Raw genomic sequence first — 15,217 nt, 5'->3', positions numbered from 1 at the left:
CCTGGACCCGAGTGCTGGAACTCCTCGACTGCACCGACCGCCCCCGCTTCGGCATCTCCTTCCTCGACATCCGCGTCCTCCCCGACTACGAACTCGTCGAATCCCTCCGCGGCCACGCCCTCCGCGCCGAGTCCTACTCCACCGACGAGGTCTTCTTCTGGATCGTCCGCGCCGCCGACGGCCTCCGCCTCTCCACGCGCTTCCCCGCCTCCTTCCCCACCATCGAAATGGACCGATTCCTCGCCGAATTCACCTGCGCCATACGCGAATTCGCTTCGGGGGAACCGGCGGCAACCGCCCTGTGCGGCGGGACCGACGTGACGGATCGGACCCCCGGCGGCGGCCATGCGGCCCGAACCACTTCCGCGCGACAGCCTTTCGGCATTCCGCCGGCGGCACCTGGCCACGCCGGCGCCCCGGATCCCGGCCCCGGCGCAGGTGTGAGTCGTGCGCGCGCCGGGGCTGGATCGGATCGGGGGTGTGCGATGAAGGTGTTGCTCGCCTTCGCTGGTAGCCGGGGTGATGCGCAGCCGGGGTGCTGCTCGGGCGGGAGCTGGCGGCTCGGGGTCACCGGGTGACCGTGGCCGTGTCACCGAATCTGGTCGAGTTCGCTGAGCGGCACGGGGTTTCGGCCGCGCCGTTCGGAATCGACAGTGATGAGTTGTTGCGTGCTCAGCGGGATGACCGGCGGTTCCGGCACGTGAATCCGGTGCAGCGGGTGCGCGCGGCGCTGGATCTGCGACGGCGTGGGTTCGCCGAGGCCGCGCGCGATCTGCTCGCTCTCGCGGGGGACAACGAGGTTCTTGTGAGCGGGATGGCGTGTGAAGAGGTGGCCGCTGAGGCTGCCCGGCAGCACGGCATCCCGCTCGCGGCGATGCATTTCTTCCCGATCCGGCCGAATCGGTCGGTCGCGGTGCTTGCCATGCCCGGGGGCGGTCACCTTCCCGGACCTGTCAATCGTCTCCGCTGGAAGGCTCTTACCACTGCTCGTGCCTGGGCGCTGGCCTCCGAAATCGCGGCCTTACGCGACGGCGCCGGGACTGTGGCGATCTCACCCGGCTCTGGGGAAGTACCGTCGTACACCGCCATTCAGGCCTACGATCCGGCCAACACCCCGGCCCTTCAGCACCTGCAACCGGTCCAGATGATGCTGCCCAGAATCGTGCTCGCCCAACTCTCCCGCACCGCCAAGGCTCCGGAATGCCTGTGCACCAATCTGGGCGAGACCGGCCAGGGCGTCGCCACCATCGCAGGTGTCCGCGCCCGCTCGGTCCTCATGCGCCCGGTGGTCTGCACCGGCGAGACCGAACTCTTCCGCCGCCTCGAGGTCGGGCTGAATCTGTCCTGGTCGAGTGATGGCGAGACCGTCACACTCGCGATCACCGGCGCTGACCCGGACCGCTTCCCGACCCGCGCCGCGCTCCGGGATCAGGTCATCGACGAATTCGAAGCCTGGGGACTCACACCGAGCTTCTGGTCATAAGTGTCTGTGCACATATTAAGAAGTTGTATGTGTGGATGACAATCCACATTGCCTGCTGATAGATATATGCGTGCAACTCTATCCAGGAGGGCCTTGTGCGCACTCTCGCCAGCATTCTCGGCACGCTCGCGATCATGGGTTTCAGCGCGGGCACGGCCGCCGCGGAATCCGCGGGCAGCACGCCGCTCGACACCCTCGAGGCGTGTCCGGCGGCCTCCCGCACCGACCCACCGGTCCTGTTGATCCACGGCACGCATGCCGACGTGAACACCAGCCTCGGACCGGTGCGGCAGGCGCTGCTCGACGACGGCCGCTGCGTATACGGCCTCGACTACGACTCCGACGAGTCGCTGCCGACCTCGGTGGACTACTTCACCGCCGCCGTCGACCGGATTCTCGCGGTGAATCAGGCGAATTCCCTTGATCTGGTCGGCAAGTCGCAGGGTGCGTTGATCGCCAGAGCCGTCGGTCTGCAATTCGCCGGACGCGCCGTGAACCCGGTCCGGACCGTCGTCGCGGTGAGCGGACCTCAGCACGGCACGAGCATCGCGGGCATGCGGCTGCCAGCTCTACCTGCCGGTGCCACTGTGCCGCAGGGGCTTCCGTTCCTGTCGCCGGCAATGTTCGACATGCTGTCCGGTTCGCCGTACTTGGCCGGGCTCGACAGCGGTCCACCGGTCGCACCCGGCGTCCGCTATGTCATGACCGCGACCGCATACGACGAGATCGTCACGCCCTACAGCACGGCGTTCATCGACGCACCCGGCGTCACCAACATCCTGGTCCAGGACGGTTGCCCCGAGGACCACACCGGCCATATGGCCGGGTCCACCGATCCCCGCACGGTCGATCTGGTGCTGCACGCGCTCGACCCAGACCGCCATCCGACGGTTCGCTGCGTGGCGAACGACAACCGAAAGTAGCCGCACCGATGAAGCACTCGAACGCCTACCGCGAGTTCGGTGGACCCGTTAGCCGGCGTGCGTTCGGCCTCGGCGTGCTGGGTGGCGCGGCCTTGGCGGCGGTCTCGGCCGCGACTCCCACGGCGCTGGCCGATCCGGCCGCCGGTGCGTATCGTCTCACCGCCGACCCGGCTTTCCGCACCGCGGACCGGGACTTCTTCGGCGTCAACGGCGCTCGCATCATCTCCGCCGAGAACGCCCGGCAGTGGCATGATCCCGCCTTCCAGGACACCCTCGCCGCGGTCGGGCCCGGCCTGATCCGGGTGCAGGGCGGCACCACGTCGCAGTGGATCGATTGGCGCACCGGGCTTTTCGACGAACGGGAGGGTGTCGGCTTCGCCGGGCGCAATGACGAAAGGCCGCCGCTGACACTGTCGGACTGGGCCGGAATTCTCCGGCGTACCGGCGCGACACCGGTTTTCGACCTGAATGTGGTTACCTCGACCCTGGACGATCAACTCGACATGCTGCGCGAGGCGCGTCGGCTGGGCATGCCCATTCGGTTTGTCGAGCTCGGCAATGAGCTCTGGGCGCCGATGGCGGCGTACACCGCGGCCTATCCCACCGGCGCGGATTACGGGCGGGCCATGAATGACTGGATCGCCGCCCTCCGGCGCGAGTTCCCGGACGCTCGTATCGGCGTCTCGGCCGTCGACGATTCCTCGCCGCTCATCAGCGCCCTGCAGCGCCTGGCCACCTGGAATCGCGGGCTGTACGACACGATTCGCGACGCCGACGCCGCGGTATTCCATCCGTACTGGATCGTCGATCCGGTCGCCGCCGATATCGCCTCCACGGCCGACGGCGGCGCGGTGACCTGGAACGCCCTCGCCGAGAAGGTACTGCGTGACCTGCCGGCGGGCATGCGGGCCTGGGTCACCGAATACAACCAGATGGGCAAGGAGGCGACTCCTCCGCTGGACCACCTGCCCGCCGTCCAGCAGACCTGGGCCGTCGGCCTCAGCGTCGCCTCCTTCACGCTGCGGGCCCTGCTCGACCCGCGCATGGAGCTGGCGGTCGTGCACTGCGCGTTGAACGGCGCGCCGGCCACCACGACCGGAGGCGGCGGCACCACCAATCAGGCTGTGCACGCGCTCATCTCGGACGGTTCCGGCGGCTCGCAGCTGTACGGCCGCACCGCGCTGAACTGGGCGCTCACCCCGATCTACCGTTCGATGGCGGACGGCACCACGGTCTGTGCCCTGCACCTCGACCAGACCGTACGAACTCCCGCGGCGCTCATCTCCCCGCCCTACGCCGGTGCCGCGGAGGCATTCACGGGCGCGGAGTTGTTGAACGGTGGCCGAGCCACCGCGATCCTGATCAACACCTCCGACCGGTGCCTGCGAATCACGCTGCCGCCCAGCGTGACCGGCGCGCAGGACGTGACCGTATATACGGCATCTCCGACCGCTGCCCCGGCCTTCGTCTCCGGTGACACGGTCTCCGAAACCCGCACAACGGTTTCCGGCACCATCGACCTGCCCCCGTACTCCGAGGCGGTGCTCCACCGCGGCTGAGCCCGCAGGGTGCGGCTACTCGCCGGAGCGATTCTCGAAGTCGGCGAGGGTGACTTCGAGCCAGCCGATATAGGCGGCGGTCGAGGCGCGGCCCTGGTCGTGGGCGGCCCGCATGACCTGTCCGGCCCAGCCGGGATCGATGGCGTCGATGGGTGCGAGCGCACCGGTCAGCTCATCGATACGGGTGGGCGTGCGCACCTGCTCGCGGCGGTAGTCCAGTTCGGTGCGCAGGATCTCGATGGCGAGCTCGCGACCGAGTGCTCCGGCCAGCAGGAATCGCATCATGAAATCGGGATCCAGGCGGCGGGGCGCGGGCTTGTAGGGGGAGTGGGCCCAGTCCAGCAGGGTCTGCCGGCCGCTGGCGGTGAGCCGGTAGACCTTGGCATCCGGCTTGCCCTCGCGGGCCTCGACCTCGAACTCGACCAGCCCGCGCTCGACCAGCTTGCCCAGCGTGCGATACACCTGCGGCAGGGTCACCTGGTAACCGACGAACCGGCCTGGCCCGGCCATCCATTTGCCCAGGTCGTAGCCCGACAGCGGGCGCAGTGCCAGCAGGCCGAGGATCAGGGTGTCGAGCATGGACCCACCCTATGTGCTCGCGCACCTAGGGCCCCGAGACGGCGGGCAGCGCGGGTGGATTCCTGTTGACGACCGGCCAATATAGGCGTAACTATGGGAAACAGATACATAGATCACTTCCCGAGAGGCTCTGACAATGTCGTCAGCATCCATGACGGCCGGCGACCCCGCGGTCGCACTCGCCCGGCAGTATGCCGAGAAGCTCATGCTGCTCTCGCAGGGCTCGGTCGACAAGAATTTCGATCCGTTCACCGATATCGACTGGGATCACCCCGATTTCGTGGTGAAGACCGACGACAAGCGGTGGATCCTGCCGGTTTCAGGCGACATGTTCGCCCGGCATCCGTGGTACCAGGCGCAGTCCGAGGCGCGCAAGATCGCCATCGGGCTGTGGCGCCAGGCCAATATCGCCAAGGTGGGGCTGCAGTTCGAGACGCTGCTCATCGGCGGCATGGTGCAGCACACCTTCAAATTGCCCAATGGCTCACCGGAGTTCCGGTACTGCACCCACGAGGTCATCGAGGAGTGCAACCACACCCTGATGTTCCAGGAGATGGTGAACCGCATCGGGATCGACGTGCCGGGCATGAATCCGATCCTCAAGCAGCTCACCTATCTGGTGCCGCCGCTCGCCTCGGTCTTCCCGAACCTGTTCTTCATGGCGGTGCTCTCCGGTGAGGAGCCGATCGACCACATCCAGAAGGCGATTCTGCGTGCGGGCGAGGACATTCATCCGATCATGCGCGGTGTCATGGCGATCCACATCGCCGAGGAGGCCCGGCACATCTCCTTCGCCCACGAGTTCCTGGAACATCATGTGCCGCAGGCGAACCCGATCGGCAGATTCGTGCTGTCGCTGGCCTTCCCGATCGTCCTGTGGATCGGCGGGCGGGCCATCCTCGTCCCGCCGCGCGCGTTCTTCCGGGAATTCGGGATTCCGCGCTCGGTCCGCAAGGACGTCTTCTTCGGGCTGCCCGACTCCGAGGAGGCCTTCGCGGGCTTCTTTGGTGACGTGCGGTCGCTGGCCAAGAAGATCGGGCTGATGAATCCGGTGTCCAAGCAGGTGTGGAAGGCGCTGGGTATCGACGGTGGGACCACCCGCTACCGATCGGAACCGGATCGCCCGAGTCAGGTCCGCGCGGCCTGACCCGGGTGGCGGGCGTGGACCGGGGGCTTCGGTTCCCGCCCGCTCGCGACAGTAGACGTTACCGTAAATAACATGTAATACTCGGTGCGTCCGGACGCCGATGTCCGGGCGCGACGAGAAGCGAGAACCTCAATGACGCGGCATGTCGACGTACTGATCATCGGAGCGGGTCTGTCCGGAATCGGCATGGCCTGCCATCTGACCCGCGAGCAGACCGGGCGCAGCTACCTGATCCTGGAGCGCCGGACCGCCATCGGCGGCACCTGGGACCTGTTCAAGTACCCCGGCATCCGCTCCGACTCGGACATGTACACCTTCGGCTACGGCTTCCGGCCCTGGCACGGCACCAAGGTGCTCGCCGACGGACCGCACATCCGCCAGTACATCGAGGACACCGCCGCCGAATACGGCGTCACCGACCACATTCGCTTCGGTCGCAAGGTCACCAAGACCGCCTGGTCCAGCGACGAGGGCGGGTGGACCGTCGAGGTGCTCGACGAGCGCACCGGCAAGACCGAGACCTACACCAGCAACTTCCTGGTCGGCTGCACCGGCTACTACGACTACGACAACGGCTACCGGCCGCAGTTCCCCGGCGAGGAGAACTTCGGCGGGCAGATCGTGCACCCGCAGCACTGGCCCGAGGACCTCGACTACCGCGGTAAGCGCGTGGTCGTGATCGGCAGCGGCGCGACTGCCATCACGCTCATCCCGGCCATGAGCAATGACGCCGCGCACGTCACCATGCTGCAGCGCTCGCCCACCTATATCGCCGCGCTGCCCGCCGACGACCCGGTCGCGGTCGGCTTCAAGTTCGCGAGAGTGCCTGCCGCCATTGCCTACAGGGCGGGCCGGGCCCGCAATATCGCGCTGCAGCGGGCCAGCTACCAGCTCTCGCGCACCAACCCCAAGCTGTCGGCCAAGCTCATGCTTGCCGCGGTGCGCGCACAGGTCGGGCCCGATATCGACATGAAGCACTTCACCCCGAGCTACAACCCGTGGGACCAGCGCCTGTGCGTGGTGCCCAACGGCGATCTGTTCCGGGTGCTGCGCAAGGGCGAGGCGTCCATCGTCACCGACACCATCGAGACCTTCACCGAGAAGGGCATCCGCCTGTCCTCGGGCGAGGAGCTCGAGGCCGACATCATCGTCAGCGCAACGGGTCTCACCGTGCAGATGCTCGGCGGCGCGGAGCTGGAGGTGGACGGCGAGGCGCTCGCCACCCGGGATCTGGTGGCCTACAAGGGCGCACTGCTCGGCACCGTCCCGAACATGATGGTGATCCTCGGCTACACCAACGCCTCCTGGACCCTCAAGGCCGATCTGGCCGCCGAGTACTTCTGCCGCCTGCTGAACCACATGCGCGACAACGGATTCACCGAGGTCGTCGCCATCCCCGAGGAGGGCGACCGCTCCGAGGCGTCCCTCATGGGCGGCGCCCTGACCTCCGGCTACATCCAGCGCGGCGACGGCGTCATGCCCCGCCAGGGCACCCGCGGCCCATGGCAGGTCATCAACAACTACTTCCGCGACCGCGCCATGCTCCGCAAGGCCCCGCTGGAGGACGGCGTCCTGCGCTTCCGCCGCAGCACCCGCCAGTCCACCCCGACCCCCGCCGAATCCCGTTCCGCCTGACCCTTTTCCCGCGCCGCCGGATTCACGATCAAGCCAGTGATCCGGCCGCTGGCCCTTTCGCGCACCGCCGGCGGGGTCGCAGGATGGTGGAATGACCACCACTCCGCCTTCGTTCCCGGCCATGGTGCGCGAGGAGTTCGCGCCCGCGACGACCTACCTGAATGCGGCCAGCTACGGCCTGCTGCCGAAATCGGTTGTGGCGGAGGTGATCGCGGCCGAGGAACAGCGCATGCGCGGCGAGTTCGACATCCCCGGCGTGGACGCGCACGTCGACGCGTGCCGGGCCGCGTTCGGACGGCTCACCGGGTTCGAGGCGGCCCAGGTGGCGGCCGGCGCGCAGGTCTCGCAACTGATCGGGCTGGTGGCGCAGAGCCTCCGGCCGGGCGCGAACGTGCTGGTGCCCGAGCACGAATTCAATTCGGTGCTCTGGCCTTTCCTGGTCCGAACCGACGTGAACGTGCGGGTCGTGCCGCTGGCCGACCTGCCGGACGCGATCCGGCCCGGCGACGATGTGGTGGCCGCCGCCCTGGTGCAGTCCGCCGACGGTGCGGTGCTGGATGTGGCGGCGACCGTGGCCGCCGCCCGTGCCCACGGCACGCGGGTGCTCTTCGACGTGAGCCAGGCCGTCGGCTGGCTGCCGGTGCGCGATACCGGGGCCGATTGGGTCGTGAGTGTCGGCTACAAGTGGCTGCTCGGTCCGAAGGGCACCGCGTTCCTTGCGGGAACGCCTGCGGCACTGGATGATCTGAGCCCCGTCGCCGCCGGCTGGTACGCCGGGTACAACCCCTGGGAGACCGTCTACGACGGCCCGTTGCGGCTGGCGGAGGACGCGCGCCGGTTCGATGTCGGGCCGGTGTGGCCCGCATGGATCGGGCAGCGGCGGAGCCTGGAGCTGATCGAAGGGGTCGGTATCGACGCCATTCACCGGCACGATGTGGCGCTGGCGGATCGGCTGCGCAAGGGACTCGGCCTGCCCGAGGGCAATTCGGCGATCGTGTCGATCGACGTGCCGGAGCAGACCCTGGAGCGGGTGCGCGAGGCGCGTATCGTCGGCGCCCTGCGGGCCGGGCGACTGCGGCTGGCCTGCCACTTCTACAACACCGAGGCGGACATCGACCGGGCGCTCGACGTGCTCGCCGGGTAGGCCGGAGGTCAGATCGGCTGGAAGCCGCTGCCGACGCCCTTGCCGGCGTCGACGGCGGCGCGGACGGTGTCGAAGGCTACGGCGATGACCGGTGTGTGGACCGGGTTGTCGGCGTTGGTGCAGCTGAAGTGGATGACGCGGGTGTCGCTGATCAAGGGAGCGGAGACCATGCCCACCAGTTGGTCGCCGCTGGTGACGGGGCCGCCGGAGTCGCCGTAGCTGGAGCAGGCCTGTTCGAGGAAGCCCACGGGGCTGGTGGCCAAGACGACGCCGCAGGCGTGGCCACTGGTGCGGCCGTTCTGGCAGACGATGCTCAGCGCCGGTGGTGCGGGGGCGACGGCGGTGATGGTGCTGCCGTTGACGGCGCGCAGCGGGGTGACCACGGACGGATCGAATTCGATGACGGCATAGTCGAGTTGCTCGTCGGCGTCCCGGACCACGCCGACCACGCCGGCATCGGGGAACTGCTCACCGCGCACCGGGGTCCCCGCCTCGGCGCAGTGCCCGGCGGTGAAGCCGACCAGTCGCCCGGCGGCGTCGTAGCCGATGGTGGTCAGGCTGCATTTGGTGGCGCGGCCCAGGACCAGACCGGACCCGCCGCCGAGCGCGGCTTGCGTGTCGCCGGGATCGGCGTGGGCGGCGGGTGCGGCGGACAGCCCCAGCGTAACGCCCACCGCGACGGGTGCGATCCAACGGTTCACCTGCATGCCTACCACCTATCCGACTCGACGCGTACGGCTTCCGGCTTTCGCTACACGGTAGCCTCCGAGATCAGCGCAGCCAGATCGGACGCTGTGCGGCGAATGGATCGGACTGGACGAGCGGAGCATCGGACCAGATCATGGTCTCGCGCCGGTCGAGAGTGTAGCGGGGCCAGCCGCCACCCGGGTCCGCGTTGCTGACGAACGACACCCACGCCCGGTGCACGGCATCGGCCAGCGATTGCGGCGGATTGGCACCCGCCACCGCGGTCACGCCCGGCGCCCCCAGTAGGTCGAAGGCGAACGGCACGTCGAGGCAGTGGAACGACATGCCCTGGTACTTGGGCGCATTCGAGGCCCACGTGAACTCGTAGAGCCAGGTCGGCTGGTTGCGCCCGGCCCGCATCTCCGCCACCCGGTAGGACGGCATGCGGATGACGGCGTCGCTCTGCGCCTGTCCCGCAAGCTGATTCGCGTTCATCCCCGGGTAGGCGAGGCCGAACGCGGCGGTGGTGGCGCCGCCGAAACCGAGCGCGCCCAGCGCCGCCGGCAGCGTGGCGTCGGTGACCAGCGGCTGTTCGCCGCTGAGCGAGGCGCCGTTGAACTCCTGCGCGGTGAAGCCGATCATGAGCGGAATATCCTGGTCCGCACCGGATTTCAGGACCTCGGCGCTGGTCGCGGGGATCAGCGTGCCGTCCGCCCAGGGGGCCAGGCCGAGCAGGGTGGCGGCGGTGCTGTCCGGACCGGGTGCGCGCAGCCTGTCCTCCATGTCCTGCAACTGCACCTTGCTGACGTCGCGCAGCGCGGCGGCGGTGGCGGGCATGCCGGTGCGCTTGGTGAACAGCTCGGACATGGCGAGCGCGGTGGCGCGATCATTGGGTTGCGTGACCGCGCCGGACTCCGAAATGCCCGCGCGGAACAGGCCTTTCGCGGACGGGGTGTTCATCAGCGCCCACACCGCGCCGCCGCCGGCCGACTGGCCCGCGATGGTCACCCGGGCCGGGTCGCCGCCGAACGCGCCGATATTGTCGCGGACCCAGGTGAGCGCCGCGATCCAGTCCAGGACCCCGCGATTGTCGGGAGCGTCGTCCAGATGCAGGAAGCCCTCGATGCCGAGCCGATAGCCGGCCGACACCAGTACCACGCCGTCGCGATTGAAGGCCGCGCCGTCGTACCACGGGCTGGCGGGGCTGCCCGCCACGAAGCCGCCGCCGTGAATCCACACCAGCACCGGCAGTTTCGCGGTCCGGTCCGGGTTCGGGGTGAAGACGTTCACGGTGAGGATGCCGTCGCCCGGGATGGAGGGCTCCGGGATGGCGGTCACCTCCGACAGCTGTTTGATCTGCGCGGTGGGACCGTACTTCGTGCAGTCGCGGGTCTCCACCCAGGGAACCGGGCTCTTGGGCGCGGCGAAGCGCAGATCGCCGATCGGCGGCTGGGCGAAGGGGATGCCGAGGAAGGCGACGCCGGTGTCGCGGCGCTCGCCGCGGACGGGCCCGGAGGTGGTGGTGACGGTGTCGGTCACGCTTGTCCGGTCCGATCCGGATTTCCCGCTCGAGCAGGCCGCGGTCAAGGCCAATACCCCTCCCCCGAGCAGGAGGGTCCGTCGTCCGATCTGTTCCGCGGCCATGCCAACCCCTGATCCATATTTACATCAATACTTGAAATAATTAACCGACACCCTAATCTCAACCCCGTGGATCCCGCACCCCCGCCCACCGATGCCGCCGCCATCCGCCGCCGCAATCTGGGCCTGGTCCTGCGTCACCTCGCCGACCACGGTCCCTGCCCCCGCACCGAGGTGGCCGCCGCCACCGGACTCGCCCACGGTTCCGTCACCGCCCTCGTCGCCGATCTCACCGACCGCGGCCTGCTCCGCGAGGACGACGTCCTCCGCTCCGGCACCCGCGGCCGGCCCGGCCGGCCGCTCCGCCTCGAACCGCGCCGCGCCGCGGTGGCCGCGATCCAGATCTCCTCCGAACATCTCGGTGTCGCCGTCTCCGATCTCGCGGGCGGCGTCGTGCACCGCGAGGTCGTGCCGCACGACCTGGCCCCCGGAACGCCCGAGGCCATGGCGGACGCCGTCGCCGCCATCGTCGCCCGCATCGAGACGTCCTTACCCGGATTCGTCGCCGCCGAAACGGATTCGGGCCCGCACACCGCGCCGGTGCTCGCCCGGGTCGTGATCGCCATGGCCGGACCCGTGCGCGACGACGCGGCGCAAACCGTCGTGCTGGCACCGGATTTCGGTTGGCTGGAACCTGTGCGCCTGCGTGCTCTGTTGGCCGCCCGGCTGCCCGCGCCTGTCGTCGCGATCGACGTGGTCAATGACGCGAATGCGGCCGCGCTGGCCGAATTCCATGCTCTGCAGCACGATTCGCGCGGCCTGGTTCTGATCGAGGCCGGCACCGGAATAGGCGGCGGCGTCGTCCTCGACGGCCGCATCCACACCGGCAGCCACGGCATTGCCGGTGAACCCGGGCACATCCCGGTCGCCATGGACGGCCCCGCCTGCGTCTGCGGCGCCCGCGGCTGCCTGGTCTGCTTCGCGGGCCCGGAGGCGGTGTTCGAGGCCGCCGGACTCGGGGAACTGCTGCGTCACAAGGGTTCGCAGGCCGCCCAGGCCGAACTGTTGGCCCTGCTGAGCCGGGCCGATACCCGCGCGCTGGCCGCGCTCGACGCCGCGGCCCGGGCCCTCAGTACCGCGATCCTGTCCATCACGGCACTCCTCGACGCCGACGAAGTGGTCCTGGGCGGCCTGCTGAGCGACTGGTTCCGCTGGCTGATCCCGGCCATCGAGTCCCGCCTCGCCGGTCGCCGGGCCCTCGCGCCCGCCCTGGCCCTGCGGGTCACCCCGGCGGCCCTCGGCGAGAACGGGATTCTCACCGGCGCCCTCGGCTTCGCCCGCCGCGCAGTCCTTTCCGACCCCGCGGTGGTGCCGCCGCTACCGGCGGCGGCCCGGGCGGGTGCCTGATCAGGCGGGAGCGGTCCCGAGCATCAGCCCGACCAGCACCACGCTGGTCGCGGCGGCGATCGAGCCGGTCGCCCAGCGGCTGAAATGCCGGTTGCCGGTGCGGATATTGGTGACGGTCAGCGCGCGGAACTCCCCGAACCGGTTCTCGTGGCCGTCCGCGAACGCGGGATCCCCCAGATGCAGGTCGGTGCCGAACAGCGGCAGGAAATGCAGAACCCAGTGGGCCCCCGCATCATCGGTGATACCGACCCGCATCCCGAGGTACCGGCGTACCGGCGCGCAGCGCCCGGCCAGCCGGGCCAGCGGGCCGATCCGGGGCCGGGCCGCCAGATGAACGAGCAGGGCGGTGACGGCCACCCCTCCCGCCGTCACCGCCATCGCCGCCCGCGAAAGCGGGAGCATTCCCTCGCCGACCAGCGCCACCGCGGTACCCACGAACCACAAGGGTTGCAGCGCAGGCATTTCCATCGGTCGCGGCGGCGAGGTGATCGTGCCGATCAAACTGGACCTCCGATACCCGGCCGTCGGCAGCGGCACCGCCGCGACCTGCCCGAGGGGCCGCCTGCAGCCCCGGCAGGCGCGGGCATCGTGCGCATTGGTCCAGCCGCAGCGCGAACATCGGAGGGTGGAATAGGTGGTCATGGAGATCTCCTCCCCGGGATCTCGAAAGGTGGTGCCGGTCAGCGGATTCGCTGATCAGCTGTGGACCGGGGCGGCCGGGTGCGGCGGCGCCGGTGTGAATTCGGTGTGCAGGTCTCGCTGTGCGGACCGAACCCACAGCAGCACAACGACTTCGCGCAGGGTGAGGTCCAGCTCGGCGGCCAGCAGCTCGGCCACCGCCAGCGCCTGATCGGGATCGTCCGGACTCGGATCGCTCAGGATCTCGTCGAGTACCAGGCCGCGGCAGGCCGCTTCCTGGGTGAGCAATCGGTCCGGGAGCCAGGTGAGCACCCAGCTGTCGGTGGAAGGTGTTGTGCGAACGGCCATCTCGGGCGTCTTGTCGCTGCGGACGGTCCAGGGCGTGAATTCGAGGGCCATGAGGTCGGGAACCTCCTCGAAGAGTGGTTGTAGCACCAAGGATACTGGAGTGCTTCGATGGCACATAGCCAGAAGAATTGCTCAAGGCAGATACTGAAAAAGCAGCCGTTGCTTAGAAATAAGCGTATCGGCATACAAGTATCCCGGATATCGCAGATATCAAGCGGTTTGGGTGCTGCCGCGCTGAGTGTTGCCGTATTCCAATCACAGATCTGCGGCCCAGCTGATATCCGCCATGGTCGTTTCGCCCGTTTAGCCTGACCTGTAAAAGAATCGGCAGACTCGTGCTACATCTGCGATGGCGAAGATGACACATCGTGCTTAGGATGGGCTTCGCGTGACACGTCTGAGCAATGCGGATCATGATGGGAGACGAGCATGTCTGGCTCGGCCTCGGACGGCGAGCAGATCGGCGCGGCAGTCAAGCGACTCCGTCGGCAACGCAATCTCACCCAGGAGGCACTGGCCGATCGGGTCGGCTGCTCGCGCAGTCTGATTCAACAGATCGAGAACGGCAGACGCGTTCCACCCCGCCCCCAGCGCGAAAAGCTGAGTGCGGCCCTGGGCGAACGCCTGCCCGGCCTCGACGACGAGACCGAGGCCGAGCGTGTCATCAGCGACCTGCGCATCCGCTTCGAGATCCTCTCGACCGAGAAGCCCGACCTGGCCGCCCGCGTCCTCGCGCTCGCTCAGAGCCTGTCCAACCTCGACGACATGGGCGAACAGCTCGTGCCGCTCCGGGAAATCGCCGAGCGCCAGCTGGTCCGGGCCGAGGAGGTGCTGGTGCAGATTCCCTCGGGCAGTGTCGTTGTGCCGGAATGGAATACGGTCCTGGACTGGCTGACCGTGCTGGATCGCGCGCAGCAGCGGATCTGCGCGATCCACACCGCCGAACTGGGCGCGATCGGCGGCGACGTCGGCGTCGAATACCACCGGGCGATCCTCGCCAAGGCCCGAGCCGGTGTGTCGGTGCAGCGTGTCTATGTGCTGGACGACGTTGTGAACGTGACGCCCTATGAGGACAAGCTCTGGCAACAGGTCAAGGCGAACGTGGAAACCACCCTGGTGAACCGGGAGTTCGCTCCCAACGCACAGGGCATGCTCATCGTCGACGACAGTTACGTGCTGGCGGGCGACTATGACTTCCGCCGCCGCGAGCGTGACTCCAGCCGGTTCTCGTCACTCTGGCACGATGTCCAGACCGCCCACCGCAAGTTCAAGCACCTCCGCGATCTCAGGGCGGACGGAATGGCGCTCGTCGTCAACGATCTCGTGGAACGGACGGGACTCATTCGGTTCGAGCACCTGGACCAGGAGGACTGCCGCGACCGTTTCCGTGCGGCCCTGCGTCAGGCGTGGAGCGACGAGCAGCCCGGATCTGAAGGCGCGCCCAGATGAGCCGAGGGTTCGCGGTGTCGCCGCCGCTGGACCCGGTCGACGTGGCGGACCGTTCCGACCAGCGCAAGCATCTCGCGCGGAACTACCTCGACAGCGAGAGCCGATTCGCCGGGACGAACGGCCGGATCTATCGCGGGATCATCGACGCGTATCACGGTGAAACCGGGCTGCCCATGGACCGTAACGCCACGGCGGCCCTGAATTCCGCATGGGCCGAGGTGATGGCCGGTCATGGCGCGGCGGGCGGCGGAAATCTCACCGACGGCCGGGACGGGTCGCCCTACGCCAAGAAGCAGCCGGCGGTCCTGCGCCGGTTGGCCGCCGAGCGGCTGTTCGCGCGGATATCGCAACCGATCGACGGAATGCCGGGAGTCGATATCGATCCCGGCGAGGTGATCGTCAGCCCCTACTCGAGCACCGTCCTGCTGGAGGAGGCGATCGCCACGCTGGCTCGGCCCGGTGGCGTCCTGGTCTGCCCGGAGGGCTACTACAAGAGCGTGGCCGGGCACATCGCCAAATTCGGCATGCGGATGGCGACCAGCAGTGTGACCCCCGGTAGCGACTTCCGGATCGACCCGGTATCGCTCGAGCGAACCCTGAAACACCATGCGGCGCAGGGAGACCTGTGCGGCGTCT

Annotated in this window: 15 protein-coding genes; 10 read left to right on the top strand and 5 right to left on the bottom strand. The window is 68.6% G+C overall.

Features of this window, described 5'->3' with window-relative positions; all coding sequences use genetic code 11:
• The first annotated feature begins 11 nt into the window (after positions 1 to 11).
• The 4 genes from ACFXN1_RS36525 (at position 12) to ACFXN1_RS36510 (ending at position 3,965) form a co-directional block, all read left to right on the top strand.
• On the top strand, positions 12 to 578 hold the full coding sequence (locus tag ACFXN1_RS36525) for a hypothetical protein (protein WP_379436515.1): 567 nt from the start codon (positions 12 to 14) through the stop codon (positions 576 to 578).
• On the top strand, positions 575 to 1,483 hold the full coding sequence (locus tag ACFXN1_RS36520) for a hypothetical protein (RefSeq protein WP_379436516.1): 909 nt from the start codon (positions 575 to 577) through the stop codon (positions 1,481 to 1,483). The genes ACFXN1_RS36525 and ACFXN1_RS36520 overlap by 4 nt, the downstream gene beginning before the upstream one ends.
• 95 nt (positions 1,484 to 1,578) lie before the next feature.
• Entirely contained in the window at positions 1,579 to 2,406 is an 828-nt protein-coding gene (locus ACFXN1_RS36515) for an esterase/lipase family protein (RefSeq protein ID WP_379436518.1), read from the top strand.
• Between the two features lie 8 nt (positions 2,407 to 2,414).
• Positions 2,415 to 3,965, top strand: coding sequence for a hypothetical protein (locus ACFXN1_RS36510; RefSeq protein WP_379436519.1), 1,551 nt, complete (start codon positions 2,415 to 2,417; stop codon positions 3,963 to 3,965).
• Positions 3,966 to 3,980: 15 nt separating this feature from the next.
• Here ACFXN1_RS36510 and ACFXN1_RS36505 read toward each other — a convergent pair whose 3' ends face one another.
• Complete coding sequence (locus tag ACFXN1_RS36505; RefSeq protein WP_379436521.1) at positions 3,981 to 4,544, bottom strand: helix-turn-helix transcriptional regulator; 564 nt, start codon at positions 4,542 to 4,544, stop codon at positions 3,981 to 3,983.
• Between the two features lie 136 nt (positions 4,545 to 4,680).
• Between ACFXN1_RS36505 and ACFXN1_RS36500 the strand changes: the two genes are divergently transcribed.
• From ACFXN1_RS36500 to ACFXN1_RS36490, 3 genes are all read left to right on the top strand, one after another.
• Positions 4,681 to 5,691, top strand: a complete 1,011-nt coding sequence (locus ACFXN1_RS36500) for a diiron oxygenase (RefSeq protein ID WP_379436522.1) — start codon at positions 4,681 to 4,683, stop codon at positions 5,689 to 5,691.
• A 132-nt stretch (positions 5,692 to 5,823) separates the two neighbouring features.
• On the top strand, positions 5,824 to 7,326 hold the full coding sequence (locus ACFXN1_RS36495) for a flavin-containing monooxygenase (protein WP_379436523.1): 1,503 nt from the start codon (positions 5,824 to 5,826) through the stop codon (positions 7,324 to 7,326).
• 91 nt (positions 7,327 to 7,417) lie between these two features.
• Positions 7,418 to 8,470 (top strand): aminotransferase class V-fold PLP-dependent enzyme, encoded by a 1,053-nt coding sequence (locus ACFXN1_RS36490; protein WP_379436525.1) that lies wholly within the window; start codon positions 7,418 to 7,420, stop codon positions 8,468 to 8,470.
• An 8-nt stretch (positions 8,471 to 8,478) separates the two neighbouring features.
• Here ACFXN1_RS36490 and ACFXN1_RS36485 read toward each other — a convergent pair whose 3' ends face one another.
• Positions 8,479 to 9,177 (bottom strand): hypothetical protein, encoded by a 699-nt coding sequence (locus tag ACFXN1_RS36485; RefSeq protein WP_379400570.1) that lies wholly within the window; start codon positions 9,175 to 9,177, stop codon positions 8,479 to 8,481.
• A 64-nt stretch (positions 9,178 to 9,241) separates the two neighbouring features.
• On the bottom strand, positions 9,242 to 10,696 hold the full coding sequence (locus ACFXN1_RS36480) for a carboxylesterase/lipase family protein (protein ID WP_379436526.1): 1,455 nt from the start codon (positions 10,694 to 10,696) through the stop codon (positions 9,242 to 9,244).
• A 171-nt stretch (positions 10,697 to 10,867) separates the two neighbouring features.
• On the opposite strand from ACFXN1_RS36480, the gene ACFXN1_RS36475 reads away from it, so the two are divergent.
• Positions 10,868 to 12,145, top strand: coding sequence for an ROK family protein (locus ACFXN1_RS36475; protein ID WP_379436528.1), 1,278 nt, complete (start codon positions 10,868 to 10,870; stop codon positions 12,143 to 12,145).
• Here ACFXN1_RS36475 and ACFXN1_RS36470 read toward each other — a convergent pair whose 3' ends face one another.
• Together ACFXN1_RS36470 and ACFXN1_RS36465 are read right to left on the bottom strand one after the other, a co-directional pair.
• Positions 12,146 to 12,787 carry a hypothetical protein gene (locus ACFXN1_RS36470; RefSeq protein ID WP_379436529.1) on the bottom strand — a complete coding sequence of 214 codons (642 nt, stop codon included), beginning with the start codon at positions 12,785 to 12,787 and terminating at the stop codon, positions 12,146 to 12,148.
• A gap of 54 nt (positions 12,788 to 12,841) precedes the next feature.
• The gene (locus tag ACFXN1_RS36465) at positions 12,842 to 13,219 is read right to left on the bottom strand and encodes a hypothetical protein (protein WP_379436531.1); all 378 of its coding nucleotides are present in this window, start codon (positions 13,217 to 13,219) and stop codon (positions 12,842 to 12,844) included.
• Positions 13,220 to 13,561: 342 nt separating this feature from the next.
• Here ACFXN1_RS36465 and ACFXN1_RS36460 point away from each other — a divergent pair, with 342 nt between their 5' ends.
• Together ACFXN1_RS36460 and ACFXN1_RS36455 are read left to right on the top strand one after the other, a co-directional pair.
• A complete protein-coding gene (locus ACFXN1_RS36460; protein WP_379400565.1) occupies positions 13,562 to 14,581 on the top strand; it encodes a helix-turn-helix domain-containing protein in 1,020 nt (339 codons plus the stop codon).
• The coding region (locus ACFXN1_RS36455; RefSeq protein WP_379463796.1) for a hypothetical protein at positions 14,578 to 15,217 on the top strand (640 nt) is incomplete at its 3' end. The genes ACFXN1_RS36460 and ACFXN1_RS36455, both read left to right, overlap by 4 nt.

The organism is Nocardia sp. NPDC059154, from assembly GCF_042755705.1.
Lineage (GTDB): Bacteria > Actinomycetota > Actinomycetes > Mycobacteriales > Mycobacteriaceae > Nocardia.
The sequence above is the reverse complement of the archived record's forward strand: the minus strand, read 5'-3'. Positions and strand labels throughout refer to the sequence as shown.